A 26,655-nucleotide genomic window follows, 5' to 3' on the forward strand; every position below is an offset into this window, starting at 1 on the left:
TAATGCTCCTTATAATGCGGAAGCGACAAGCTGCTGGGTATAGGCGTGCTGGGGGTCTTCCAGTATCTGATCCGTCAGCCCCGCTTCGATGATTCGTCCGTTCTTCATGACAATGGTACGAGTCGCCAGCAACCGTATGACGCCGAGATCATGGGTCACCGCGATCATTGCCGTGCCGAGTTCCTGCTGGATTTCCAAAATAAGATCGAGAATGCGGGCCTGAACCGAGAGGTCGAGGCCGGTGGTCACTTCGTCCAGGAAAAGAACAGGGGGGCTGGTCGCCAGCGCTTTGGCGATCTGGACGCGTTGTTGCATGCCGCCGGAAAATTTTTTCGGGGATTCGTCCATGCGCTCGGGCATGACTTCCGTGCGGGCCAAGAGGCTGCGCGCCCGTTCGCGTATCCTGCCGTAGTGCGAGAAATCGCTCATCAACAGACGCTCGGCGATGTTTCCTCCAGCGGAAAAATTGAAATTGAGGCCGAGATGCGGGTTCTGGTAGACGATGCCGAAGCGGTGGTTTCTCAGCCAGCGCTGCTGTGCCGCATTCAGGCTGAAGAGGTCCCACTGCCGTTCGCTGTCGAAAAAGACGGCTTCGCCGTGCGATGGCGCTTCATCGAAAAAAAGCATCTTCACGATGGTCGATTTGCCGCTGCCGGACTCTCCCATGATGCCGAGAATCTCTCCGGCGTGCAGATCAAAGCTGATATTGGCTGCGGCCACCACGGAGCCACAGTGGGAGCAGATGTTGCTGCCCGCTTCCGGCCCAGTGCTTTCAAGGCAGCGAGGGCATCCGGAGCCGTAAATCTTGCCGAGGTTTTTTACTCCAAGAATTTTTTTCATCGCGAAGCCTCATTTGCGGCACTGTGTTGCGTGGACAACCGCTGATTGCAGTAATCCGAATCTGAGCATTGATAGATCCGCACGCCGTCATTGCTGGTGAATTCATCCAGAAAAGAATCCGTCGCGCCGCAACGGTGGCAGGATCGCCGCAGCCCCTGCTCGTCGGTGAAATCCTCGGTTCTGAAAGCGATATCGTCGAAGGCCAACGGCTCCGCGTTGGTGTAGGGCGGCACGGCATAGATTTTTTTTTCACGCCCGGCTCCGAACAGGATCAGCGCGGGCGACTGGTTGAGCTTGGGTATGTCGAAACGTGGAATGGGGCTGGGGTCCAGCACGTAATGGCCGTTGATGCGCGTCGGATAACGGTGCGAGATGGTGATTTCATCGAAACGGACGATGTCTTCGTACAGCTTGGTCAGCAGCCGTGAATAATCCCCCTCGCCGTGCATGATTTTGCGCCGTGCTTCTGAAGGCTCGACAACGACCAATGGATCTGGATACGGCACCTGCAACACTAAGATTTGCGCACTCGTCAGTCGCCTCTCGGGGATGCGATGGCGTGATTGGATAAGCGTCGCCTCCTGGGTGCGTTCCGTGGTGTCTACGCCTGGGCAGGTCAATTCGATAAAATGGCGCAAATTGACCGCGTTCACCGAATCATCCGATCCCTGATCGATGACTTTGAGTGTGTCGCTCCGGCCGACAAGACTCAGGGTCAGTTGCAGTCCACCCGTGCCGAAGCCTCGCCCCATCGGCATTTCGCGGGAGGCGTAGGGGGTCTGGTATCCGGGAATGCAGATGGCCTTGAGGATGTTGCGTCTCACTTCCCGCTTTGCGTATTCATCCAGGAAACCAAAGCTGTATCCGGCTTCATCCTGTGGTAGTTCGTAATATGGGTTCATTTTTTATTTCCTCTTTTTTGCTCTGCTTTCGCCTGGGTCGTGCGCAACCGGTCCATATCCGACTGGAACGTCACATAGTGCGGCATCTTGTAATGGTTCGCGAACCCCATGGAATCCACGCCGTCGACATGCAGGACAACAAATTCCGGATCTTCCGACGGATTCGTCGGACCTTCCTTCATGCCCTTTTGCAGGGCGCGATCCAGTACCGCCATGGATATGGCCTTGGTTTCGTTGTGACCAAAGCAGGCTCCGTAGCCGAGCGTGAACACCGGCTTGCTCTTGTTGTCGCTGTTTTCATACATGGCGACCACCTCGCATTCCGTGATCAGCACCTCGCCGGCCTCAATCTCTTCCCCTGTTACCGGATGGGGTAAGTAAACCGGGAGATAACCGACGCGCAGTTCGGCGATGGTCGGATGAATGTCGCCATAACCCCGCATGTTGGAATAGGCGAGGGCGAGGAGCGATCCGGTCTCGGCCCGCGCCATGCTCGACAGCACCGCCGAGCGCGGAATGGGGAAAATGAGGGGTTCTCTCGTAATGTCGAAAGGCTCGATGTCGTGGGCAGGGGCTTTCGGCAGCAAGCCGTCCTTGCGCAGCGCCTCCACAACCTTGGGAAAGGTTTCCGGCAAAGCATCGCCCGGAGTGTCGGCCATGAACTTCGCGGCGATTTCCCGAAATACCTCGGGAGACTCATCCGCCAGGTCGATCCGCATCAATCGCAGCGCATAATCATAGGTCGGCCCCAGCATCTGCCCTCCTGGTATGTCCTTAAAGGCGCTGGAAATGCGACGGATGACACGCATGCGACTGGTCTCCTGTACCGGCGTCGACATCAGGCGCGGCTTGGTGGAACGATAGGCACGCAGGGCGAATGCCGCCTCAAGCGTGTCCCCTTGCATCTGTTTGATCGCCAGGGCGGCCAGGCGCGGGTGGTACAGCCCACCTTCGGAAACGATTCGTGAGGTGAGCAGACGTAATTGATTCTCGATGGCTGAAAGAGAAAGAGGAACGCCCTGCTCTCCCTCGGCGGCACGCAGCGCTTCAAGCGCTTCCTGTGACCCCTTGATGGCGATGCCGCCACCTTTGATCGCTACATATCCCATGACTGTCCTTCCTTTATCTTGATCCGCGTGGTGCGGGGAATGGCGATGACCCGAGCCGTATCAAAGAGAATCATGTCCACGCCCAGCGGAAATGCTCCGTTCCACTCACTTCTTTTGTTCAGCCAGGCCGGGGTGAGTCCCGAGCAGGCAATTACTTTTTCAGATTGAATCCCGGGGCCTCGCATGACCAAGGCTTCGCCCCGACCGATGTAGGTAACGTTCAGGATGACTGTTGCCCCCATCTCGGGGCATTCCAGGGAACCAAGAGCCGGAGAAAATATCGGGGCGGTATCGCCGCGAGCGACGATGAACCGCGCTTTTTCCGGTGTCTCCCTGTTTGTCTCAAGTTTTGACCAGTCATGATCGTCAATCATGTGATGCGGGTCGGCGACGGTGACCGCACCATCGGTCAGAGTCGCCAGAATTAGGCGCAACAGGTTGTTTTCGCGTTCCTGAACCTCAGGAAGCAGTGTTTCAAGTGACCCCGGGAAGGCGAAGGCATTCATCAGTTGGCGAAAAGCCTTCTGTTGGACGGCTGGTTCCCATACGGCTGATTGTGGTTTGCAGATTGGTTCGATCTTCATATGTCATTGTCCTCACCGGTTGCGTCGAGCAGAGAGAAGTCCACGCGGGTGCGCTCAAGGATCACACTGCGGGATGCTTCATTGCGCGCGAGTCCACGCGCGCCTTCCTCAAGTAAATGCGCGATGATTTCATGCCCGTTTAACCTGTTGGCGAGAATGGCGTCCAAGATGGCGACATCTCTCGCCAAGCTCGTCCGGTCGTCAAGAATCTGTGCCGCGCCCGCGCCCTTTTTACCGTTTTTATCAATGACCCTGACCTGGGCTCGGGAAAGAGGAATTTCCCCGATAAAATAGGGTTCAGCCAAGGCACCGTCGCGTAATTGAAGCAGTGCGAGTCCCGATTGCGGCAGGGCCTGGTCATCGACCCGGCACAGCTCCGTAATGGTTCGCACAGCTTCTTTAATCTTTTGCGGTGGTAGTGATAAAAGCAAACGCGGCCAGTCACGGCGCTGATATGATATGGAATCGGTCATGTGAGTTTTCCTCTCAACCAGGTTGAAAAATAATCAAAAACAAGAATGACGCTCAGAATCACCAGGATCAGGGCGGCGGATTCATCGTACTTGAACAGTCGCAAGGTATCGTGGAGGGCGAGACCGATGCCGCCTGCTCCTACCAGGCCAAGCACCGACGCCATGCGGACATTCCGGTCCATGATGTAGAGGGTGTAGCCGATGGCTTCGCGTAGAATGGAAGGCCAGCCCGCGTACATCACAACCTGACTTCTGCTCGCGCCGGTCGCCTGGACCGCCTCAATAACCCCCTTGTCGATACGCTCCAGGTTCTCGGCGAAAAATTTCCCTAGGAATCCTGCGGTATGAACACCAAGGGCCAATGCGCCGGGAAGCGGACCGAGGCCCAGGGCCGCTACAAAAATAAGCGCCAGCAACAGATCGGGCATGGCGCGGAGAAAATTCAGTGTTTCTCGGGCAATCCGGTATGTCGCCCTGCCGGGCGTCAGGTTGCGCGCCGCGAAAGGGGCCAGTAAAAAAGCCGTGACGAAGGCGATGAGCGTGCCCCACAAGGCCGTCGCGATGGTCTGTGCCATGAGTTGTAGATATCTAGACATCTCCGAAAAATCCGGAGCCGTATAGCGGCTGAAATATTCAGCCATGTCCTCCACGCCGTAGAGCAGCGTTTGGAAGGAAATATCCAGGTCGAAAACGATCAGCCAAAGCAGGACAATCCATAAGGAAAACCAGACCGGCGCGGGATTGAACGGTTTTTTGGGCGGGAGCGCGGAGAGCTTCTTCATTTAAATCACCCTCGCCCTGAAATGGCTGGATAGACGATCCAGTAACGCAACGATGAGATATATGGCCAAAGCGATGCCGAGGATTCGGTCATAATCGAACAGGCGCATCGCCATGACCATGTCATAGCCGACGCCACCCGCCCCGACCAGGCCGAGAATCGCCGCCGCACGAAGATTGTGATCGAGGATATACAGCGTTGAACCGATAAAATCCGGCATGGCCTGGGGCAGATAGGCAAAGGTGCGAACCTGCAACCATCCGGCCCCATGCGCTTCCACTCCTTCAATGGGTTTGGCGTCGACCACTTCGATGCTCTCGGCGAAAAACTTGCCCATGAAGCCGACCGTCACGAATGACAGAGCCATGACGCCAGGGAGTGGGCCGAGGCCGACCGCCGAGACGAAAACTAGCGCCCAGACCAATTCCGGCAAGGCACGCATGAATGAGAGTGAGGTCCTCGTAACATGGAATACAATCGGGTGGGGGCTGGTGTTTTTCGCCGCAAGGAAGCCAAGGGGCAGGCTGATTGCCAGAGCGATACTCGTGGCAAGCAGCGTCATTTCGATGGTCTCCAGCATTTTCTTAAAAAGTTCGGGCAAATACTCAATGTCCGGCATGACGAAAATGTTGCCGAGAAAGCTCAGGAGGCGGGGAATGGACGCCACCAGACGCAGAGGATCGATTTCCGCGATGGGAGCGGCCCAGGCCAACAAACCGACGACGACAACGAAAGCGATCACTACCGCGATAGATGGAAGCCCGTTACGCGTAGGCCAGCAAAGGGGCAGGCTGTTGTTCATCATTGGCTTCCTTCTTGGTGTGATAGATTTGGTCAAGCGAGCGCTGATCAAGGTCATTGGGATGACCGTCAAAAACAATTTGCCCCGCATTCAGGCCGATGACCCGGGAGGCAAAACGTTTGGCCAGATCCACCTGATGCAGATTGACGATCACGGTGATGCCGTCTCGGTCACAGATCTCCCGAAGCAATTGCATGATCTCTTCACTGGTCACCGGATCAAGGCTTGCAACCGGCTCATCGGCCAGGAGAACCCGGGGCTGTTGCGCCAACGCCCGGGCAATTCCCACACGCTGCTGTTGTCCGCCTGAAAGCTTGTCGGCGCGATCCCAGGCGCGGTCAAGCAGACCCACTCTGTCCAGCGCCTGAAATGCCAGATCCATGTCGTTCTTGCGAAAGAGGTAGAGCATGCTCCCGAGCCAGGAACGATGCTTGAGTCGTCCGGTCAGGGCGTTGGTCATTACGGACAGACGGCTCACGAGATTGTAATGCTGGAAGATGATTCCCACGTCGCCGCGCACCTCTCTGAGATTGGATCGGTTGACGACCCGCTCCGCCACTTTTACCTCGCCGCTTGTCGGCAGCTCCAGTCCGTTGATCATCCGAAGCATGGTGGATTTGCCCGCCCCTGAAGGTCCGATGATAGCCGTCAGGCTACCCGGCGCGAAGTCAACGCTTACACCGCGCAATGCTTGAAAACCATTGCCGAATTTCTTTGTAACCCCTTGCAGGGAAATGCTTGCCATTTGCTGGCCTCCTTATAAAGAAGGATGTTGCGCCGCATTCGAGCGGCGCTGCATCCGTGTTGTTTGAACAAGTTGTTGTAAAAATTACTTGAGTATATTCTCTTTCTTCAACCCGAGTTCCCGCACCATATCCCGAATGACCTGGTAGTCCGCAGGAGTCACGGCGACGTAATGGCTCAACTCACCGTAGCCGGTGACTTGGATGTCCTTGTGGGCATCCAGAATCGCCTCCCGGATCTTGGCTTTCAGATCTTCGGGAAGATCCTTGCGATAGACGAGGGGGGAACCGGGTAAGGGATCGGATTCCAGCAGAACTCGGTTTGTTTCCTTGGTGATCAGACCTTTTTTCAACATCTTCCCGTAGGTGATGTCGTTGTCGGCGGCGGCATCCACGGTCTTGTTTTTGACGGCCAGCTCTGCGGCGTCATGGGAGCCCGCATAGGTGAATTTGCCGAAGAAGTCCTGAGGCATCATGCCGGTGGCCTTTTTCACCATGAATGTGGGCATCAGCCCTCCTGAAGTGGAGGCAGGGTCGACAAAGGCCACGTTTTTCCCTTTCAGATCCTGAATAGTCCTGATGGTGCTGTTGCCCGGAACGACAAAAATACTCTTATAGGTGTGGGAATCGCTGCCCTTGCGGATACCGGCCGCGAACGCTTCCGCGCCTGCTTCCTGCTCGGCAAGGTAATACGAAAGAGGGCCAAACCAGGCGATATCCACCCGTTTTTTTCTCATGGCCTCGATAACGCCTGCATAATCCGTGGCGGTGAAAACCTTGACCTTTTGTCCGGTTTTGGATTCAAGATAGGCACGCATCGGCTCGAACTGCTTGATCATCTCTTCGTTGTTTTCGGCCGGAATCAGACCCATGACGAGTTCTCCGGCCACAGCCGGAAGCACAAGCATGGCTGATACCGCCACTCCGGCGCAAAAAACACCAATTTTTTTCAAGACCGTCTTCATTTCTTCTTTCTCCTTATCTGGTATAGTTATCTAGACATGATCAGACCGCCTGATCCTGTCGACAGCAATAAAGATACAGTGCGCATGTTATCGTTACGTGTCGTGAATGTTTCAATTTCGTTAAATCTCACATCCAACAATTAACGCTGTCGTTCATGTCGATTCGCAACTGAATCATATCTGACCGAAATCTTGTTACCGCGTATTCCACCGGGGTATTGTCCTGCTCAAGAACATTCAGGCTCTTAACCCGCAAAACCGGTTGTCCGTTGACTACGCGCAGTAGTTTTGCATCGTCTTCAGGGGCAACGACAGCGGTGACCAAACTCTCCAGACGCAACAACGGGCCGAATTGATCATGAAGTACTTCATGAAGAGAGCCGCCGTCATAATCACGCAAAGAATCCCCAAACGGCGAAATCGGTAAAAAATGGGAAATAACGCAAAGGGGAATGCCGTCCGCATAACGCAATGTGTCAATCCATAAAACATCTCGCTTGTTTTTCAGTTTCAGGGCGTCCGCCACTCCTTTTGGAGCTTCGATGACATTTTTTCTCATGACTTCACAATCTGTTGTCATTCCCAAATCATGCAACGTCTGTGTGAACCGTGTTTTTGATTTCAATTTATAATCAAGATGTTTTTCTGAAACAAAAACACCGATGCCATGTAATCGTTCAAGCATTCCCGCAGTAATGAGTTCATCAACAGCCCTGCGCAAGGTGTGTCGATTTACACCAAACTGCTCAGCCAAATTACCTTCAGAAGGCAAGCGGTCTCCTGGCATTCCGTTTTTTACGAACTCAGTTTCCAGGATTCTGGCAATCTGGGCATAGACTGCGGTTCCCTGGTTGCGTTCAATTATAAAGAGGCTCATTTCGTTTTCTTCTGGCTATATATCTAGATGACCATGGCAAACTACCCGGGCATTGTTAATGTATTGTTACGGAATGCTTAAATTTACGTGAAAATTATTTTTGGAAGTGTTTATCGAGCATCCCGGATCACATCATCTAATTTGGAAAGCCAATGGAGGCTGGGACGTCAAGAAAGACGGCGCGACCCGTAGCAGCTGTCACTTCGACAAGAAGCAGGATGCCGTTGATGCCGGGCGCAAGATCAGCCAGAACCAGGGCACCGAGTTCTACATCTACGGCAAGGACGGGAAGATCCAGAACAAGGACAGCCACGGGAACGATCCGTATCCGCCGAAGGGGTAATCCAGTGCATATGCTTTCAGGGAGTTTTTGTTCTGTATGACACTGGCCTTCATCGCTGTAATTTTTGGCTTGGCGCTCCTCGTTTGGAGCGCTGACCGTTTTGTGGAGGGATCAGCCTCTACCGCCCGCCATTTCGGCATGCCGCCGCTGCTGATCGGCATGGTGATTGTCGGGTTCGGCACCTCCGCGCCGGAGATGGTGGTCTCGGCTCTGGCCGCCTCGCAGGGTAACCCGGGCATCGCGCTGGGGAACGCCTACGGCTCGAACATCACCAACATCGCCCTGATCCTGGGGGTGACGGCCTTGATAAGCCCCATCGCCGTACATTCGCAGGTGCTGCGTAAGGAGCTGCCTATCCTCACGGTTGTGACCGCTCTGGCGGCATGGCAACTATGGGACGGTGAGATTACCCGGTTCGATGCTGTTGTGCTGCTTGCAGTATTCGGCGGGCTGATGGCCTGGACTATTTGGCAGGGCATGCAGAAAAAAGCCGATGCGCTGGGAAGCGAGATGGAGCAGGAGCTGGAAAATCGCGCCATGCCCATTCGCCGTGCGGTCTTCTGGTTGGTGGTGGGGCTGGCGCTTTTAATTGTCAGCTCCCGTGTACTGGTCTGGGGCGCGGTGGAGATCGCCCATGGATTCGGGGTCAGCGACCTGATCCTCGGCCTGACCGTCGTCGCGGTGGGCACCTCGCTACCGGAATTAGCTTCATCAATCATTGCAGCCAGGAAGGGCGAACACGATATCGCTCTCGGCAACATCCTAGGCTCCAACCTGTTCAACACGCTGGCGGTGGTAGGGATCGCCGGTACGATTCATCCGCTGGCCGTTGGGCCGGAAGTCTTCAACCGAGACATACTGGTGATGGCCGCACTGACCCTGTCGCTGTTCGTCATCGGCTATGGATTCCGGGGACCGGGACGTATCAACCGCATCGAGGGCGCGGTGCTGTTGGTCTGTTACGTGGGCTATACGGCCTACCTGATCAGCACGGTTTTCGGCGGGCAGGCATAGGCCCAATTCGATTCCCGTTTTGGGAACCGAACTGGCGTCCGAAAACCGGATTCGAAGTTGTCGCGGCTCGACGCCAGGTGTCCGTTTTTACTGCAAACCCGTCACCCTCGTCCGGTGCCGGGAAATCAGAGGAGAAAATCATTTCTCTGGTCGGGTTGTCGGAAAATGGTTGTGTGAGATGACTTCGGCGTTTATTATCAAGGAGTTACGAGGAGCGCGGGCTTTGAGACTGTTTTGCGGTAGGTCGTCGTTCCCTCCACCAGCAATCAAAAAGCCACTTCCATATGGAGGTGGCTTTTTTGATTTTGTTGGCGTTCCGTTTCCGGGTTCCCGCCTCCTGCGCTGGTTGCGCGGACGCAGGGCTAGGGCGTATCCCCGGCCAGTCTGCGCTCCACAGCCTTTTCCGCGAGGCGCTTGCCGATCTGACAGGCGGCCATGGCCTTTTCATCCGTGGGCAGAGGCAGGCGCGAGCAGCCCCAGTTGCCCTGCACGCACGGTCCGCCCGAGTTGGGACAGCCTTCGGAGGCTTGCGGATGATAACGGCACCCGCTGCCCATGATCGAGTAGCGATTGCACAGGCAGCTGAGCAAATCCGTCCGCTCCATATGCTGAAGCATGACCGTGGCGTTGCGGCTGCGCATGCCGGTCATGCGCTTCTCCACACGCTTCTTGTACCGCTCGACCATCAGCTCCTTGGGTTCGGGCAGGAGCTTGCAGTCGTTCAGCGCCTGCGCGAAAAGGCCGCGGTAGGCGTCCTCGCCCGAAGAAAGCAGACGGCAGGCGAGCTTTCCGGCCTGGTAGTCCAGGCGCTGCGCGTCGCACTCCCCCTTGCGCCCCTTTTGCCGCCATTTCTCCAGTTCGCTGCGAATGCGCAACTGAAGCTTGGCGTACTCCTCGAACATGATCTTCTCATAATGGCAGGGATCCCGATACTTGTTGTACTGGTAGGTCGCTCCATACAGCCCCTTGGGCCAGAGCCTGTCGCGCAGGCCGTTCTTGCAGGAGGGATCGAGCGACTGATAGTCGTCCTTGAGCTTCGAGTAGGCGTCGGCGCGCTTTTCGCCTTCCTTTTCCATGGCGTGCCACTTCCGGAACTGCGCTTCGAGGTATTTCTCCACCTCGGCATCGCTGAGATCCCGCTTTTTCCCGTCCTTTCCCACGTTCATGCCCAGGGATTCCATGAGTTCCCGGGTGCGCTGCATGCTGGGGCCGTCCCGCAGCGAGCGGGCGATGTAGAAGTCGCGCGCGCCCATGCCCCCTTCTCCGACCTCTTCGCGCCAAGCCTCGTAGAGGGTCGAGACGTTCTGGTCCACGACCCAGTCCCGCGTAGCCTTCACCCCCTCCCAGGCCACCTTGACCGCCGACTTGGCAATGCCGATCTGAGGGACAAAAGCGATGACCACGCCGGACGTGACCGTAAACAGGGCTTCCTTGTATTCGCCCCCGGCGATCTGGCCGGCTTCGGTCCCCGGATTGTAATCAAGGCTCTTGGCCAGCACCTCGGCATAGGTCTTCTGCCTGCCCAGGGCCACGGCCAGCTGTTCCAGCACCTTACGGCGCTGTTCCTTGCTCATCTTCTTCAGCGAAGAGGCAAGCATGTTCCGCGTGACACCGCTGAGCTGCTTGAGGTCGGCCTCGGTCTTGCAGGAATCAAGCATGACCTTGAGCGTCATCTGGGTCATGGCCAAGGCCATGCCTTCCGGACTGCCCGCCTCGTAGGCTTGGTATCCCGCCTTTCCGTAGTCCCAGCCAGCCCCAGCGAGATCGAGATTCTTGCGTACGCTCTCCAGGAATCCCGGCGAAAACGAGCTTTTGCCGACCATGTCCCAGAAAAGATCCTTCATGGCTCCGCTCAGGTTCGACGTCTTGCCCAGGGTCGCCTCGATGCGGCGCTGCTGATCGATGAACCCGTCCAGCGACTTGCCGCAGCCTTCGTCGGCCACAGCCTCGCCGACGAACAGTCCGCCCACTTCCGACAGGAGATTCCGCATTCCGATCCCGGAAACGGTTCCCGGTCCGGCGGGCTCGCTGCCCGGAGAATCGGAACCGGGCGCGGCAACAGGAACGGGCGCGACTTCCGGCACCTCGATGAACGGCAGAATCTTCTCGCCGCGCAGGTCGAATTCGTCGAGCACCTCGTCCAGCCCGGCCTCGAAGAGCGCCGGATCCGGCGGCGGCGGGAGCAGTTTCACCGACCGCAGCGCCATGACGGAAGCCTTGTCTTCGTAATAGGAATTCCCCGTGACGGTCAGATAAAGGGGGGTTCCCGGACTGGCCCAGGCCACGGGCACCTCCATAGCCGTCCCTTTCCCGCTGACCAGCGTCAGCTTGCCGGGGACGACGTACAGCGTGAAGACTCCCGCCTTCCAGCCCGCGGCATTGGTCAGGCTTTTCTGCTTCTCGTCCAGGGAGGTCATGTAGCCCATGATGCTTCCCCAGCTCCCCCACCAATAGACCAGCGCATTGACGCCGGGCGTGTTCAGTGGCCCGTCCGAAATGACGATGCGCAGTCCCGTGGTGAGTTCGGGGTCGAACTCGAAATCGATGCCCTCCTCGCGTCCTTCGGGCGGCACCAGAAGCAGATGCTTCCGCGAAGCCAGCCCGATGCGGCCCCGCCCCAGGCCGTCCGGCACGTCCACAACGAGAGTGGAATTCTGTTCCTTGGCATATTGCCCGAACTGCCCCGTCTGTTCTTCCACGGGCACCCAGACTTTTCCGGCAGAGCCGCTGAAGAGCGGGATGCCTCCCTCCTCGCCCCAGGCGGCCCAGCACCTTTGCGCTCCGCCGGGAGCAAGACCGGCAATCAGGAACAACCCCAGCAAGATCACACAGCTTTTACCCTTGCAGTCCATACGCCTCTCCCTGCTCCAACCGCTTCAACATGCGAATGTCATCTTGTTCATCGGACACAGCATCGATGAGTACTTTACTTCTTCCCTGATTACATCGATCGCGTCAAGGATCGGCCGAGAATGCGTTTTGTCCAAATCGGTCCCGTGCTCCATGCTCTTGCGATCGAATGATAATGGCTGCAAAAACATCCAGATCGTGTCATAAAGACAGCAACGCATCGCACCAGTACGGCACGATCCGAAAAAAGCCCGCAACAGGAGAAATGCCATGAACCGCCACCTGCTCGTCGCAGTCAGCGACAACCCCCGCGCCATCCACGGAGTCCGCTTCGTGTCTTCTTTTTTTTCCCAGGATTGCGACCTCCGGCTCACGCTCTTTGCGGCCTTTCCCACGGGGCCGCGCGTCTGGACCGAGGAAAAAAGCTATGAAACGTTGATGGACGCGGAAGAATCCTCCCGAAAGTACGAGATCCAATTTCGGAAGGCCCTGGACGCCTCCAAGGCCATGCTCACTTCCGGCGGATTCGACGAGAAGCGGATCGAGGTCAAATGCGTTCCCCAGTCCGGCACGCGGGTGGAGGACATTCTCCACGAAGGCGAAAAAGGGCTCTACGACGCCGTTGTCTTGGGCAAGCGAGGTCTGGCCCGGCTGGAGCAGCTCGTGGAACAAAGCGTCACGGAAGAGGTCATCAAGCGCAACACCACCGTGCCCATCTGGATCTGCCGCAACCCCGACGAGGACCGCAGCGGCGTGTTGCTCTGCCTGGACGGTTCCGACCCGGCCTACCGCATCGCCGACCACGCCGCGTTCATGCTCGCGCTGGAGCCGCACCACCCGGTGACCATGCTTCAGGTCCGCAGCGGGCGCGACACGTCCGGGGTGGAAGCGATCTTCCGCAGGGGACGGGAAATCCTGAGCGACAACGGCATCAACGAAGACCGCATCGACGAACGCGTGCTCACGGGAGGAAGGGTCGCCCCCGTGGTGCTGGACATGGCCGAACTCGGCGGCTACGCGGCCATCGCCGTGGGCAGGACCGGCACGGGCAAGGGATTGCTCGGACGCATGTTCATGGGCTCCGTCAGCCGGGAACTGATGCTCGGGCTCAAGTCTTCCGCGCTGTGGCTTTGCCGCTAGACGGGCAAAAACGCGCCGAAGTCAGTGCGGAGTCCGTCCGTCCTTGAGCGGCACCCCGGCAAGAACAGGGCGGAAATACAAGTAGATGCCGGTTCCGCTGCCGGGGCTGCTGCGCAGGTCGATGTGCCCGCCCATCTCCTCCACGAGCTTCTTGATCATGGGCAGGCCGAGTCCGGTACCGCCTGCCTTGGTGGTGTAGAACGGGCTGAACGCCTTGTCCTGCTCCGCTTCGCTCATGCCCGCCCCGTTGTCCTCGACTCCCAGCCGCACGAAATCGAACTCCCGCGTCAGGCAGACGCGGATTCGGCCTCCGCCGGACATGGCTTCCAGGGAATTCTTGATCATGTTCACGAGGCATTGCTTTATGGATTCGGCGTCGCCGCGCACACGCGGCAGCTCGCTCTCGGCCTCGAAGACGAATTCATACCCCACCGACTCGTACCCGACCTTCATCAGTTCCACCGTGCCCGAAACCAGCTCGACCATGTCCACTTCCCCTTGCGGCGGCTTGCCCGGCTTGGAGAAGTTCAAGATGTTCGAAAGCATCTGGTCCAGGCGCTGCGTTTCCTCGGCGATGATCCGAACCTTTTCCAGCTCCTTTTCCGACAGGTTCGGAGAGCGCAGCAGGGCATGGGTGAATCCGCCTATCGCGCAGAGCGGATTGCGGATTTCATGGGCGAGATAGGTGGACATCTCGCCGATGAGCGCCAGTTTTTCGGTTTGCTGGAGGCTCTGCTCGCGATGCGTGCGCGCCGTGATGTCCCGGTGCATCATCATCACATGGCTGAGCGCGCCTGCCCGGTTGAAAATCGGATAGGAATAGATGCGGTAATAGAGCAGCCTGCCGCCCGCGCTGACGCGCGTGAACAGCGCTTCGTCCTTGGTCCGCGTCTCGATGCTCCTGCGCAGGGGACAGGCGGGATCATACCTGACGCAAAACGGCTTGCCGTCCCGTTTGGTGAGCACTTCCCAGCAATGCTTGCCCAGGAGCTGCTCCTTGGTGTGTCCTGTCCGCCGCCAGACGTTTCGGTTCATGTCCACGACGCGCCCTTCGAGATCGAGCAGCATGACGTCTTCGCGGATCTCGTCCACGATGGCCTGAAGCAGATGCCGCTGCCGATCGAGGTCGTCCTGGGAGCTGGTGTTGGCCTTGGCCATGTCGTGCATGCCGCAGATGAAGATGGCGGCGTCCTGATCCACCAGGGAAACCTCCTCGCCGAGAAGGCTCCGGGCCTGCCGCAGCGCGGCGCGCTCACCAGTGAGATCCACGAGCATGTTCAATTCGGGATGTTCGCGATGCAGCGTTTCCAGATCGGCGTACACGGGCACCCCCTTGGAACGCGCATAATCCAGCTTGGCGGGATTGACGCCGGGCCGGGCAACGCCGACAACTTCCACGGGCGGCAGAAAGTCATGAAAGCGGGGATTGAAGGCCAGATCGAGCAGGGCCATGAAGCCCGGTCCCGTGCCGACCACGCCGACACGAAAAACCCGTTCGCCCTCCTCCCACAGGCAAGCCACGCTCTCGGCCAGAGGAGCGGCACGATCGGGAGCACAATCTTCGGGCATCAAGGATTCGCCTGCGATCAAGCTGGATTCGGCATCCGGGGAATGGGGAGTATCGGCCATGACGCTCTCCTTTTCTCCGGCGTAACCTGAATGCCCGATCCTGTCTGCCCCGTTAGTTTCAAATTCTCCCGCAGCAGAGCGGACCGCGCTCATTTGCCCATCTTGACCCCGTTTCGGCGGTAATAGGCCTTGGCGGCTTCGTCGATGGGCGTGAAGCTCGGCGCGAATCCGCTGCTCGACTTGTGCGCGCACTCCAGAAAGCATTTGTCGTGAGCCGCCTGCCGCCGCATTCGGTCCTGGTATTGGGCATCGGTCTCCACCCCGCTGAACCGGGGAAAGGGAGGACACTTGGCGCGGCATGCCCGCTCTGCGGCCTGCCAGTCCGTGGCGGCCTTCGCGCGGGCAGGGGCAAAGAACACCCCGACCAGCGCGAGGGCGAGAACGAGGGGGAAAGTGTTGCGAACGACGCTATTCCACATAGAAAAATGGTCCGTTATTGGTCACCTGGACCTTGTACTCCGGTTCCGGGGGCCAAGTCCCGGCAGTCCGCTTGTGTTCCGTTATTTTTTCCAGGCCGACAACCAAGAACAACGTCAATACGAGCAGCAACAGACTCATGCGCATGGACGACAACCTCCGTGGGAATAATCTGCATGTCCGCCTGACATAGCAAATCCCGTTCCCACGCCAAAGCTTCCGTCCTTCCCGGAAATGGGCTAATCATCTTCCAGGGCCGGACGTCTGAACCTGCCCGGCCACCATAAGCCCTGGAGCGAGCAAGATGAATATTCCCGGCCCTTTCGCTTGGTTGAAGAACATAAAAAACATCGCGATACTTGCGCTGTCCCTCGTGGTGGCCGTTGAGACCGGCCTGCTCGTCATGGGCCCCGGCGGCCCGGCCGCGATCCAACCGGACGACCCCGCAGCGATCACCGTAAGCGATGCGGTCATCGATCTTGCCAACCGCCAGAACCTGACCCTGGAATTCAGTTTTCCCCTCGGCCGGGAACACGTGGGCGAAGCGGCCAACGCCACGGCCGTGGACATCGCTCCGGACCTTCCGGGCCAGTGGATCTGGACCGGGGCATACTCGCTGACCTACAAGGCCGAGGAGCCCTTCCGGCTGGCGACGGAATACGAACTGACCCTGCATTCGGAAGCTTTGACCGCCGCCGGCCAGCGCTTCACCGGAGAACGCACGCTGCGGGTCAAGACCGGCAGCTTCATGCTGGAAAGCCTCGACCTGCGGGCTGTCCCCTCCCCGGCTGGGCCGACCATGATCACGCTGGAAGGCACGGCGCGCTTCAATGCGCCCGTGGATCCCGAAGCCTTGCTCAAGGCCATGACCCTGACCGACCCGCACGCGGCCAAGCCCCTGGAAATCAGCGCGCTCACGGGCTGGCGCAGCCGTGAGATATCCTTTCGCAGCGCTCCGCTGGAAAAAATGCCCGAAGCCCGCGACCTGACCCTGACCGTCTCTGCGGACCTTACTTCCGAAGAAGGGAACATTCCCCTGGGGCGGGAATCGACGAGCGCATTCAGCGTGGTGCTCGACCCGGTCCTGCGGGCCGAGCGGCTCGACAGCGTCGACCAGGGCGACCATTTCAATCTCCGCATCGGTCTTTCCACCGCCGTGGACCCGGAAAGCGCGGCGGATTTCGTCCGGGTGACCCCGGAAACCGATTACCGTCTCACCACGGACGGCAACGACCTGATCCTGCGCGGCGATTTCCTGCCCGGCTCCGAATATGCCGTCCAACTGCGCAAGGGACTGACCGCCATCGACGGCGCAGTGCTCGGCGAAGACTGGTCCGCGGGCGGCGTCATGCCCGATCTTGCCCCCGGAGCGGAATTCGCGGACGAAGGCATGTTCCTCTCCCTGCGCGGAGCCCGCGCCCTGAGTCTGGAAACGGTGAACACGGACCGCGTGGACCTGACCGTGGACCGCGTCTACCGAAACAACCTCTTCTGGCTTTTCGCCGACTACGGCTGGATGGTCTTCGACCAGGAATTCAACCCGTCGGGACTGAACTACTCCCTAGGCGACCGCGTGGCCGAAAAGACCCTGAATGTCCCGGCCGCGCCCAACCGCACGGCGCGCAGCCGTGTGGACCTGGGCCGCTACATCGACGGCAAGACGCCGGGATTCTACCGCGTGGGGCTGACCCTGCCGGGTTCCTGGTGGGGCAAGCAGCGCTGGGTGCTGGTCACGGATCTCGGCATCGCGGCCAAGCGGGGCGCGGACGAACTGCTGGTCTGGGTCAATTCCTTCTCAACGCTCGCGCCGCAGGCCGGCGTCAGCGTGACGTTGCGCTCCGAGCGCAACCAGATTCTGGCGCGGGGCGTCACCGACGCGAACGGCTTCTGGCGGCTCGGCGGGCTCGCCGCCAAGCTCGGCAAAGCGCAGGCCTTCATGATCACCGCCGAGAAGGGCAACGACTTCAGCTTCATGCTTCCGGACCGCTTCCAAGTGGACACCACAGGGCTGGACGTGGGCGGCAGCGGATTTTCCCAGCACGGGCTGAGCGCGTTCATCTACGGCGAACGGGACATCTACCGTCCCGGCGAAACCCTCGAAGGCGCGGCCATCGTGCGCGACCAGCATCTTTCCGCGCCCCCGGCCCTGCCCCTGACCCTGCGCAGCTACGACCCCGAAGGTCGGCTGCTGGAATCCCGGCTGCTGCGCACCGACGCGCAAGGCGTGGCCGCGTTCAAACGGGAGATCCCCGACTACGCCCTGACCGGCTCCTATTTCATGCAGCTCGAGGCGGGCGGCGACACTGTCGGCGAGTACCGCTACCAGGTCGAGGAATTCGTCCCCGACCGCATCCGCGTGGACATCCGGCCCGCGTCGCTCTCCAGCGCGCCCGGACAAAACCTCGATTTCAGCGTGGAGGGGCGCTACCTTTTCGGGCCTCCTGCGGCGGACCTGGACGCGGAAGCCCGCGTCACGCTCCGTCCCCTGTCCTTTGCGCCCAGAGGGTATGAAAACTTCGCCTTCGGCGACCCGGAAAAGGAATTTCCGAATACGGAAATCTTCGCCCAGACCGACGGCAAGCTCGACGACCAGGGAAGACTCGATTTCAGCGTCAAGATTCCCAAGGGGTTGACCCCGCCCGCCGCACTGGAAGCCTACATCTCTGCACGAGTCCGCGAACATGGCGGTCGCGGCGTCAGCGGCGGCCAGGGCGTGCCGGTTCATGCCTATCCGCGCTACCCCGGCCTCGCCCTGCTGGACAGGAACGCCTTTGATCCAGGCGAGCCCGTGGACTTCCGTTTCGTGCTCGTCTCGCCGGACGGAGCCCCTGCCCAGGGAAAACTCCAGGCCGCTTTCTACAAGGACGAATGGCAGACCGTGGTCCGGCGCACGCCGTCCGGCGGCTTCCGGTATGAATCCAGCCGCGACCCCAAACTGCTCGAACGCAAGGAACTCTCAACCCCGGACACCACTGCCAAGAACGGACCTGTCGTGGGAGACTTCAAGTTCACGCCGGAAGAATTCGGAAGCTACCGCGTGACGCTCACGGACCCGGCTTCGGGCGCATCGACGCAGCTTGAATTCTACTGCGGTGGCTGGGGCTATTCGCCCTGGGCCATGGAAAACCCGGCGCGCATCGAAATCGTGCCGGACAAGGAGGAATACAAGGCGGGCGAACGCGCCACCTTCCAGCTGCGCACGCCCTTCGCGGGCAAGGCCCTGGTCACGGTGGAAAGCCGCGACATCCTGGAAACGCACGTGGTGGACGTTGTCGGCAACACGGCCGAAGTCAGCTTCCCGGCCAAGAGTTCCTACGCCCCCAACGTCTACATCTCGGCCATGCTGCTGCGGAAGGCCGGCGACCTCGCGCCGGGCGAGGCGGGACGGGCCTTCGGTTCCATCCCCTTCAACGTCGATCGGGCCGTGAACCGCCTGGACGTCGCCCTGCGCGCGCCGGAGGAAGTCCGACCCGGCGGTGCAATCCGGATCGAGGCGCGAACCCGGCCCGGCAGCACCGTGACCATCGCGGCCGTGGACGAGGGCATCCTGCGGCTCATCGCCCAAAAGACGCCGAATCCATTCGACTTCTTCTATGCCAAGCGTCGGCTGGACGTGGAGAGCTTCGACATCTTCTCCATGCTCTTTCCCGAACCGGGGGTGGAAGGTTCCGCTCCGGCGGGCGGCGGCGAAATGCTCGAGGCCATGGCCGACTACGTTCGCAGCGAAGGCATCAGCAGGGTCAAGCCCGTCACCTTCTGGTCCGGGCCGCTCACTGCGGACGCCCAGGGCATGGTGCGCTTCTCGGCCCAGGCTCCCGAAGGCTTCCAGGGCGCGCTGCGGATCATGGCTGTCGCCGCGGAGCAAAAACACTTCGGATCGGGCAGCGTGCTGACCCGCATCAAGTCTCCGGTATCCGCCACAGCCACCTTCCCTCGCTTCCTGGCGCTGGACGAGCGGGTTCTCGTGCCCGTAACCGTGCGCAACGATACGGACGGGGATCTGGAGATCGCGCTGCGCATCACGGCCGAAGGCCCCCTGACCTTGGATGCGGAGGAACGAAAAGTCCCGGTCCCGGCAGGCCGTGAGGTCACCGTTCCCTTTGAGCTGCGCACCGGCGCCTCGGAAGGCCGGGCTCGGTTCGTCGTGTCCGCGGAAGGCGGCGGCCAGAGCTTCCGCAGCGAGACGGAGCTTCCCGTTCGAACGGCCTACCCCTTTGAGCGCCATGTGGATTCGGGCAGCCTGGACAGCCAGGCCCTGGACCTTCCTCCTGCTCCCGAAGGCCTGCTCGCCCCCACGCTGCGGCGCGAACTGCACGTGGGCGGACTGCCCATGATCCGCTACAGCGGCGAACTGCGTGACTTGCTCCGCTATCCCTACGGCTGCGCCGAGCAGACCGTGTCCCGCGCCTTCCCGTTGCTGCGCTTCGGCGAACTGGCCCAGGCGCTGGCTCCGGACCTCGTGGGCGAAAAAGGCCCGGCGTTCATGGTTCAGAGCGCCTTGCGCCGCCTTTCGGCCATGCAGACGGGCGACGGCGGTTTCGGATTCTGGCCAGGCGCCTACGAAGCTGATCCTTGGGTCAGCGTCTATGCGACCCACTTCCTCATCGAAGCCAAACGCGCGGGATTCGGCGTTTCCGAAGCAAGCTACGGCCCCGCGCTGGGCTTTGTGGCCCGACTGGTCAAGGAACAGAATCCCAAGCAGCGCTCCGGTCTGGAACGCATCGCCTACGGCCTGTATGTCCTCGCCCGCGCCGGGCAACCGGACAGGGGCATGATGCATTATCTGGCGGAACAGGAACGCGAACGCCTGGACGCCGGTTCCGCCTCTCTTCTGGCTGCGAGCTTTGCCGCCGTCGGGGACATGCACACCTATGAAGCCTTGCTGACCAAGGCTCCCCAGATGCCGGACGAAAATCGCGAGCGCGGCGGCAACCTGGGCTCGCCCCTGCGCGATCATGCGTTGATCCTGCTGGCGCTCATGGACGCGGCCCCGGCCGATCCGCGCGTGCCCGGCACTGTGGAACAGCTCACCAGACTCATGGACACGGGAAGCCACACCACGCAGGAAAACGCGCTGGCCCTGATGGCGCTGGGCGCGTTCTTCGAACGCCAGGCCAGCCATGCGCCCTTCTCCGGCAAGGTTCTCGTGGACGGCGAAGTCGCAGGGAAATTCAGCAATGAATCGGCCCTGCATCTGGAAGGACTCGGAGCGGGCAAAATCCGCATCGAACTGGACGGACAGACGGAACCCGGAGCGGTCCTCTACAGCCTGGAAACGCGTGGAGCCCCCTCCTCGAAGTCGTACGCGCCGCAGTCGAAGGGAATCGAGGTGCGCCGCAGCCTGCTCGATCGCCAGGGCAAGGCGCTCGCAGGCGCCGTGAAGCAGGGCGATCTGCTCGTGCTCAAGGTGGACGTTCGCTCCAGAAGCGGCGCGGTTCCGAACATGGCGGTGCAGACCCTGCTGCCCACCGGACTGGAAGTGGAGAACCCCCGTCTGGCCACGACAGAGCGGCTGGACTGGATGGAGGACGCTCCTTTCGATGCGGCGTATCAGGATCTGCGGGACGACCGCGTGCTGCTCTTCGGCGACCTGCCCTTCAGCGCGGATACGCCCGACGAATGGCGAAGCCAGTACGTTCTGGTCCGCGCCGTGAGCGCGGGCGAATTCACGCTGCCGCCTGTTCGGGTCGAGGCCATGTACGATCCGGCGGTTTTCGCCCAGGGCGAGGCGGGCCGCCTGGAAGTGGCCAAGGACTTCTGATGCGTCGGCTTTTCGGGGAGCGCGGGACCGGACCCTCGACAAGGCTTCCGGTCCCGCGTTTGCTGCTTTTCGGCGCGGCGGGCGGAGTCGCCGCGTTCATGGTGGCCTGGCTCTGCTTCCTGGGGCTGAATGCGGCTTTCCCCTTTCCGGAATCCGCGCTTCACCCGGCTCCGGCCCGACTGGTTCTCGACCGCGAGGGCGAACCACTGCGCGCGTTCCTCGCCCCGGACGGCCAATGGCGATTTCCCGTGGAGCTGGAGGAAGTTTCCACGGTCATGCGCAAAACCCTGTTGCGTTCCGAAGATCGCTGGCTGCGCTGGCATCCGGGCGTCAACCCGTTCGCCATCCTGCGCGCCGCCTGGGACAACCTGCTTTCGGGAAGAGTGGTCAGCGGCGGCTCCACCCTGGCCATGCAGGTTTCCCGCCTGGCCGAGCCGCGCCCCCGGACCCTGCGCTCCAAGCTTGTGGAAGCGTTTCGCGCAGTGCAATTGCGCTGGAACCACAGCCCGGACGAGATTCTCGAATTCTGGCTGAACATGGCCCCGTTCGGAGGGAATATCGTCGGAGTGGGGGCGGCTTCCCGATTTTACTTCAACAAGACCCCGGACCGCCTTTCCCTGGGGGAGGCCGCCCTGCTGACCGCTCTGCCCCGCTCGCCCAACGGATACGACCCCATTCGCAATCCCGCTGCCGCGCACATGGTGAGATCGCGCGTGCTGGACCGGCTCCACGGACTCTTTCCGGACAAGCGGCTGGCCCAGGTCGCCCAGGAGCCCCTGCCCACCGCGCTGACGCCCCAGCCCATGCGCGCTCCGCATTTCGCCCTGGAGGCGCTCTCCCGCCTCTCCGGCCCCCGCCTTCGCACCAGCCTTGATCCACGGGCGCAACGACTCGCCGAAGAAACGGTGCGCGCCCGCATCAACGAGCTGCGCATCCAGGGCATCGACTCCGCGGCCGTGGTCGTCCTGGACACCGCCACACGCGAAATCCGCGCCCTGGTCGGCTCTCCCTCTTTCTTCGACGACGAACGCTCCGGTCAGATCGACGGAGCCTTGATTCGGCGTTCGCCCGGCTCGACCCTGAAGCCTTTTCTCTACGCCCAGGCCATGGACCTGGGATTGGTTTTCCCGGACGCGCTCCTGCTGGACATTCCCACCGACTACGCCGGATATGCCCCGGAGAACTACGACGGCACGTTTCGCGGTTCCGTCACTGCGGAATACGCCTTGGCGCATTCCCTGAATGTCCCGGCGGTCCGCCTGCTCGGCTCCGTCGGCCTGGAGCGCTTCCTCGACCTGCTCCGGCGCGGCGGGCTGAACAGTCTGGACAAGCCCGCCGGACACTACGGCCTCCCGCTGATCCTCGGCGGGGGCGAGGTCACGCTTCTCGATCTCGTGAACCTCTACGCCACTCTCGCCCAGGGGGGACGCCCCGCACCCGTGCGCTTCGCTCCGGCGATTTCCACGGACCCGGCTCAAGCCCGACCGACCCGGGACAAGCCCCTGCTTTCGCCGGAAGCCTGTTTCCTGACCACGCGAATCCTCTCCCAGGTGGAACGCCCCGACATGCCTCGGGCCTGGGCGCTGACCGCGACGGCTCCGGAAGCGGCCTGGAAGACGGGAACGTCTTTCGGGCACCGCGACGCATGGGCCATCGGCTTTTCCGGCAGGTTCACCATCGGCGTCTGGGTCGGCAACCTGGACGGCCGCGCGGCAAAAGGCATCTCCGGCGCGCGCCACGCAGGACCGCTGCTCTTCGATCTCTTCCATCTTCTCGAAGACAACGCCTCGACCTTGCCGGAGTTCGGCCCCCTGGACCTGGACCAGGTCGAACTCTGCGCCCAGAGCCGCAAGCTTCCCGGTCCCTACTGCACGGATCGGATCACGGCCACGATCATCCCAGGGCGGACCAAGCTTGAGCAGGACGACTGGACCGTTCGGATATTCGTGGACGACGCCACAGGCGAGCGGCTGGCCGGGGACTGCCTTGCGGCCCGCCCGCACCATGCGGAAACATTCGTGCGCCTGCCTCCGGGTCTGGCGGCCTGGCGCGAATCCGTGGGACTGCCCGTGACCAGTTTGCCTCGGCTGCATCCCGACTGCCAGGCATTGCCGGATGGGGGCCTGCTGCGAATCGTATCGCCGGATCCGGCCACGCCGTATCGGATTCGCCCCGGCACTCCTCCGGAGTACCAGCAAATCCCACTCGTGGCGGACGCGTCACCGGAAACGCGGGAATTGTTCTGGTTCCTGGACGGCAAGCTTCTGAGCGCGGCCCGGCCCGGGGTACCGTTCTTTCTGCCCGCGCCCCCGCCCGGAGAACACAAAATCGCGGTGCAGGACGATCAAGGCCGTTCGGATGCGCTGGTCTTCAGCGTGGAGCGCTGACTGGACCAGCACATGGCCCGGAACGAGAAGCAGGCCCGCACCCGCCGCGCTGAGACATGCGCGAAGGTGCGGGCCTGCGATTCGACCCGGCGATGCGGTCACTCCCCCGGGTTACGGGGTGTTCTGCATCTGCTGAATGTATTCTTCCGGCCAATGCACCGGATTGGGATCACCGTCGATGATGGCCTGCTTGGCCACGGGCTCGAGGCGGAACTTGTTCTTGATGAAGCTGGTGTACAGCCCGGCATGGTCGATCTCGCCGATGAGGATGCAGCCGACGAGCACGTCGCCCTCGAAAACGACCTTGCGGTACACGGACTTTTCCGTGTCGATCTGGCTGTGGATCTCCAGCCCGGATTCGATTTCCGGGTTCGAGTTGCCGACGGCCACGGTGGGCAGGCCGTAATAGGTGATGGAGTTCATGGACAGCCCGCCGGAGTAATGGTCCTCCTCGCCCGCCATGTTCATGCCCGCGTAGCGTCCCTGGGTATAGGCGTTGGGCCAGATGGGCCGGACGGTGTATTCGCCGGTGAGGATGTCCAGGGCCTCGGCCACGTCGCCCGCGGCGAAGATGTCCTTGTCCGTGGTGCAGAGCGTGTCGTCCACCACGATGCCGTTGTTGACCTTCAGCCCGGCGGACTCGGCCAGGGCCTTGTTGGGCTTGACGCCCGCCGCGACCACGACCACGTCGGCGGGCACGAAGCCCTTGTCCGTGTCCACGCCTTCGACGCTGCCGTCGTCGCGCCGGACGATGGCGCGGGTATTGGCCTGCTGCTTGAAGGACAGGCCGTGCTTTTCGAGGTGGCGGACGACCATGTCGCTGGCGGCCTCGTCGAAATATGCGCGCATGATGCGCGAGCGAACGATCATGCTCACGGGAACGCCTTTTTCCGCAAAGCCCTCGGCGGCCTTGAGCGCGATGAGCCCTGCCCCGATGACGGCGACGCTCTTGACCTTGTCCACGATTTCGCGGAGCTGCTCGGCGTGGCTGATGGTGGTGAAGTTGTAGACGCCCTCGCCGTCCACGCCCATGATGCCGGGCGTGACAGGCGTTCCGCCGGTGGCCAGCAGGAGCTTGTCGTAGGGCAGGTTCTCTCCGGACTGAAGCACGATCTTTTTCGCCTCCCGGTCCACCTTGACCACCCTGGAGGCGAGCTTCATCTCGATCTTGTTGCGTCTGTACCATTCTTCGGGACGGAAGGGCATGGTCTCCAGCTTGATCTTGTCGGCGAGATAATAGGATATCAGGGGACGCCCGTAAGTAGGAACGGCCTCGTCGCTGACCACGATGATTTTCCCTTCCTGGTCCCTGCTGCGTATGCCTTCGATGGCTCCGATGGCGGAAACGCCGTTGCCGACAATCACATATTCCATTATTTTCCTCCGGAGAGCTGTTTGACAAGATTGGAAACAAGCCCTGTCAGGACGACAGTTCGAGAGAGACACATACCCATTTTTCGCAAAAAAATCCACTCCATTTCCTGCCCCCTTGTGGACCGCCAAGGCATGGCGTATACAATCAAATACGTGGAGGAGCGTGCGCTTGCATCTCTGCAAAAGAAACGATATGCCTTGGCCCTCTCGTGAATCCTGTCCTGGAGACTTACCACCGTGAACAAACACAAAGTCCTTATCGCCAACCGCGGCGAGATCGCCATTCGCATTATGGAAGCCTGCCGTGACCTCGGTCACGACTTCGTCGCCGTGCACACGGTCGAGGACGAAGCTTCCGGGCATGTGGAAACGGCCCGGCGCCTCGGCGGCGAAGAATGCCTGTACCGCATCAGCTCCTACAATGACGCGGGCGAACTCTTCAGCGTGGCCGACGCTTCCGGAGCCACGGCTGTGCACCCCGGCTACGGATTCTTCTCGGAGAACTACCGTTTCGCGCGCCGCGTCGTGCAGCGCGAACGCCCCATGGTCTTCATCGGTCCCTCCTGGTGGGTGATCCGCGACCTGGGCGACAAGATCAACACCAAACGACTGGCACGCAGCCTGAACGTGCCCACGGTTCCCGGCTCCGACCGGGCGATCTATGACGAGCTGGAAGCCGAGGAAATCGCCGAGAGCCTCTTCGCCTTTCAGGAAAGCCAGGGCATTTCCTGCCCCGTGGTCCTCGTCAAGGCTTCGGCGGGCGGCGGCGGCATGGGCATCGACGAAGTGCCGGACATGGACCGCTTTCGCCAGATCTACCGTCGCATCCGCAACTATTCGTTGCGCCAGTTCAACGACGAGGGCGTGCTCATCGAGCAGCGCATCTTCGACTTCAACCACCTGGAAGTGCAGCTCGTTTCCGAGCGTTCCGGCAAGCGCCACGTGACCTTCGGCACCCGGAACTGCTCTGTGCAGAGTCCCGGACGCCAGAAGCGCATCGAGACCGCTCCCGGCTTCTATCCCTCGGGCATCACCTACGCCTTCGACGCCCAAAAGGTCATCGACGACATCACCGCCTATTCCCTGCGCATGGCCGAGGCCATCAACTACGACAACGTGGGAACATGGGAATGGATTGTCACCCCGAAAGGCGATCCCTTCTTGATGGAAGTGAATACTCGCATACAGGTCGAGAACGGCGTGTCCGCCGCCATAGCCCGCATCAAGGGCAAGAACGGCGTGAACCTCCTGCGCGAACAGATCCGCCTCGCGTTGGGCGAGCCCATGGGCTACACTCAGAGCGACGTGAGCTTCGAGGGCGTGAGCATCGAGTACAGGATCATCGCCGAGGACACGGCAAACCGCTTCCAGCCCTGGGCCGGAAAAATCGAAACATTCGACTACAAGGACGCTCCCTGGCTGACCATGCACTCCCACGTCCCCACGGACCGGGCGTACCAGATTCCCACGGAATACGACCCGAACCTGGCTCTCGCCATCGTCTGGGGCAAGGATCTGGAAGAAGCAAAGGCCCGCGGCGTGGTCGCCCTGGACGGCATCACTCTCGAAGGCAGAGACGCGTCCGGGCTGGAGCTGAAATCCAACCTCGACTTCCTGCGTGAGAAAAACACGGCCCTCCTGAAATTCTGATCCTGAATTTCAGT

The 26,655-nt window shown here is 60.8% G+C and carries 20 protein-coding genes; 6 read left to right on the top strand and 14 right to left on the bottom strand.

Annotation, left to right across the window (positions count from 1 at the left end; all coding sequences use genetic code 11):
• Window positions 1–9 precede the first annotated feature (9 nt).
• The 10 genes from G452_RS0108090 to phnF form a co-directional block, all read right to left on the bottom strand.
• A complete protein-coding gene (locus G452_RS0108090; RefSeq protein ID WP_022661745.1) occupies window positions 10–840 on the bottom strand; it encodes an ATP-binding cassette domain-containing protein in 831 nt (276 codons plus the stop codon).
• Window positions 837–1,742: an alpha-D-ribose 1-methylphosphonate 5-phosphate C-P-lyase PhnJ gene (locus G452_RS0108095; RefSeq protein WP_022661746.1), complete on the bottom strand. Its 906-nt coding sequence runs from the start codon at window positions 1,740–1,742 to the stop codon at window positions 837–839. Before G452_RS0108095 ends, G452_RS0108090 begins: the two co-directional genes overlap by 4 nt.
• Window positions 1,739–2,851: a carbon-phosphorus lyase complex subunit PhnI gene (locus G452_RS0108100; protein ID WP_022661747.1), complete on the bottom strand. Its 1,113-nt coding sequence runs from the start codon at window positions 2,849–2,851 to the stop codon at window positions 1,739–1,741. The genes G452_RS0108095 and G452_RS0108100 overlap by 4 nt, the downstream gene beginning before the upstream one ends.
• Window positions 2,839–3,435, bottom strand: a complete 597-nt coding sequence (gene phnH / locus G452_RS0108105) for a phosphonate C-P lyase system protein PhnH (protein WP_022661748.1) — start codon at window positions 3,433–3,435, stop codon at window positions 2,839–2,841. The genes G452_RS0108100 and phnH overlap by 13 nt, the downstream gene beginning before the upstream one ends.
• On the bottom strand, window positions 3,432–3,908 hold the full coding sequence (gene phnG / locus G452_RS0108110) for a phosphonate C-P lyase system protein PhnG (RefSeq protein ID WP_022661749.1): 477 nt from the start codon (window positions 3,906–3,908) through the stop codon (window positions 3,432–3,434). Before phnG ends, phnH begins: the two co-directional genes overlap by 4 nt.
• A complete protein-coding gene (phnE, locus tag G452_RS0108115) occupies window positions 3,905–4,690 on the bottom strand; it encodes a phosphonate ABC transporter, permease protein PhnE (protein ID WP_022661750.1) in 786 nt (261 codons plus the stop codon). The genes phnG and phnE (G452_RS0108115) overlap by 4 nt, the downstream gene beginning before the upstream one ends.
• Window positions 4,691–5,491 carry a phosphonate ABC transporter, permease protein PhnE gene (phnE, locus tag G452_RS0108120; protein ID WP_022661751.1) on the bottom strand — a complete coding sequence of 267 codons (801 nt, stop codon included), beginning with the start codon at window positions 5,489–5,491 and terminating at the stop codon, window positions 4,691–4,693.
• A complete protein-coding gene (gene phnC / locus G452_RS0108125; RefSeq protein WP_022661752.1) occupies window positions 5,454–6,236 on the bottom strand; it encodes a phosphonate ABC transporter ATP-binding protein in 783 nt (260 codons plus the stop codon). The genes phnE (G452_RS0108120) and phnC overlap by 38 nt, the downstream gene beginning before the upstream one ends.
• Window positions 6,237–6,320: 84 nt before the next feature.
• Window positions 6,321–7,199 (bottom strand): phosphonate ABC transporter substrate-binding protein, encoded by an 879-nt coding sequence (gene phnD / locus G452_RS0108130; protein ID WP_022661753.1) that lies wholly within the window; start codon window positions 7,197–7,199, stop codon window positions 6,321–6,323.
• A 127-nt stretch (window positions 7,200–7,326) separates the two neighbouring features.
• Complete coding sequence (gene phnF, locus G452_RS21120; RefSeq protein WP_081650536.1) at window positions 7,327–8,076, bottom strand: phosphonate metabolism transcriptional regulator PhnF; 750 nt, start codon at window positions 8,074–8,076, stop codon at window positions 7,327–7,329.
• 106 nt (window positions 8,077–8,182) lie between these two features.
• Between phnF and G452_RS0108140 the strand changes: the two genes are divergently transcribed.
• Window positions 8,183–8,419 carry a DUF2188 domain-containing protein gene (locus G452_RS0108140; protein ID WP_235619606.1) on the top strand — a complete coding sequence of 79 codons (237 nt, stop codon included), beginning with the start codon at window positions 8,183–8,185 and terminating at the stop codon, window positions 8,417–8,419.
• Window positions 8,420–8,455: 36 nt separating this feature from the next.
• Window positions 8,456–9,433 (top strand): calcium/sodium antiporter, encoded by a 978-nt coding sequence (locus G452_RS0108145; RefSeq protein WP_022661757.1) that lies wholly within the window; start codon window positions 8,456–8,458, stop codon window positions 9,431–9,433.
• Between the two features lie 362 nt (window positions 9,434–9,795).
• Here the strand turns inward: G452_RS0108145 and G452_RS0108150 are convergent, their stop codons facing one another.
• Window positions 9,796–12,285, bottom strand: a complete 2,490-nt coding sequence (locus G452_RS0108150) for a hypothetical protein (protein WP_022661758.1) — start codon at window positions 12,283–12,285, stop codon at window positions 9,796–9,798.
• 268 nt (window positions 12,286–12,553) lie between these two features.
• Here G452_RS0108150 and G452_RS0108160 point away from each other — a divergent pair, with 268 nt between their 5' ends.
• Window positions 12,554–13,423, top strand: a complete 870-nt coding sequence (locus G452_RS0108160; protein WP_022661760.1) for a universal stress protein — start codon at window positions 12,554–12,556, stop codon at window positions 13,421–13,423.
• 21 nt (window positions 13,424–13,444) lie between these two features.
• Here the strand turns inward: G452_RS0108160 and G452_RS0108165 are convergent, their stop codons facing one another.
• On the bottom strand, window positions 13,445–15,052 hold the full coding sequence (locus G452_RS0108165) for an ATP-binding protein (RefSeq protein ID WP_022661761.1): 1,608 nt from the start codon (window positions 15,050–15,052) through the stop codon (window positions 13,445–13,447).
• A gap of 89 nt (window positions 15,053–15,141) precedes the next feature.
• Window positions 15,142–15,471, bottom strand: coding sequence for a hypothetical protein (locus G452_RS0108170; protein WP_022661762.1), 330 nt, complete (start codon window positions 15,469–15,471; stop codon window positions 15,142–15,144).
• A gap of 302 nt (window positions 15,472–15,773) precedes the next feature.
• Between G452_RS0108170 and G452_RS0108180 the strand changes: the two genes are divergently transcribed.
• Window positions 15,774–21,230, top strand: coding sequence for an alpha-2-macroglobulin family protein (locus tag G452_RS0108180; RefSeq protein ID WP_022661764.1), 5,457 nt, complete (start codon window positions 15,774–15,776; stop codon window positions 21,228–21,230).
• Entirely contained in the window at window positions 21,230–23,617 is a 2,388-nt protein-coding gene (gene pbpC, locus G452_RS0108185; protein ID WP_022661765.1) for a penicillin-binding protein 1C, read from the top strand. Before G452_RS0108180 ends, pbpC begins: the two co-directional genes overlap by 1 nt.
• A gap of 111 nt (window positions 23,618–23,728) precedes the next feature.
• Here the strand turns inward: pbpC and G452_RS0108190 are convergent, their stop codons facing one another.
• On the bottom strand, window positions 23,729–24,991 hold the full coding sequence (locus G452_RS0108190) for an NAD(P)/FAD-dependent oxidoreductase (protein ID WP_022661766.1): 1,263 nt from the start codon (window positions 24,989–24,991) through the stop codon (window positions 23,729–23,731).
• A 237-nt stretch (window positions 24,992–25,228) separates the two neighbouring features.
• Here G452_RS0108190 and G452_RS0108195 point away from each other — a divergent pair, with 237 nt between their 5' ends.
• Window positions 25,229–26,641 (top strand): biotin carboxylase N-terminal domain-containing protein, encoded by a 1,413-nt coding sequence (locus G452_RS0108195; RefSeq protein ID WP_022661767.1) that lies wholly within the window; start codon window positions 25,229–25,231, stop codon window positions 26,639–26,641.
• The last annotated feature ends 14 nt before the right edge of the window (window positions 26,642–26,655 follow it).

The organism is Paucidesulfovibrio longus DSM 6739, from assembly GCF_000420485.1.
GTDB lineage: Bacteria > Desulfobacterota > Desulfovibrionia > Desulfovibrionales > Desulfovibrionaceae > Paucidesulfovibrio > Paucidesulfovibrio longus.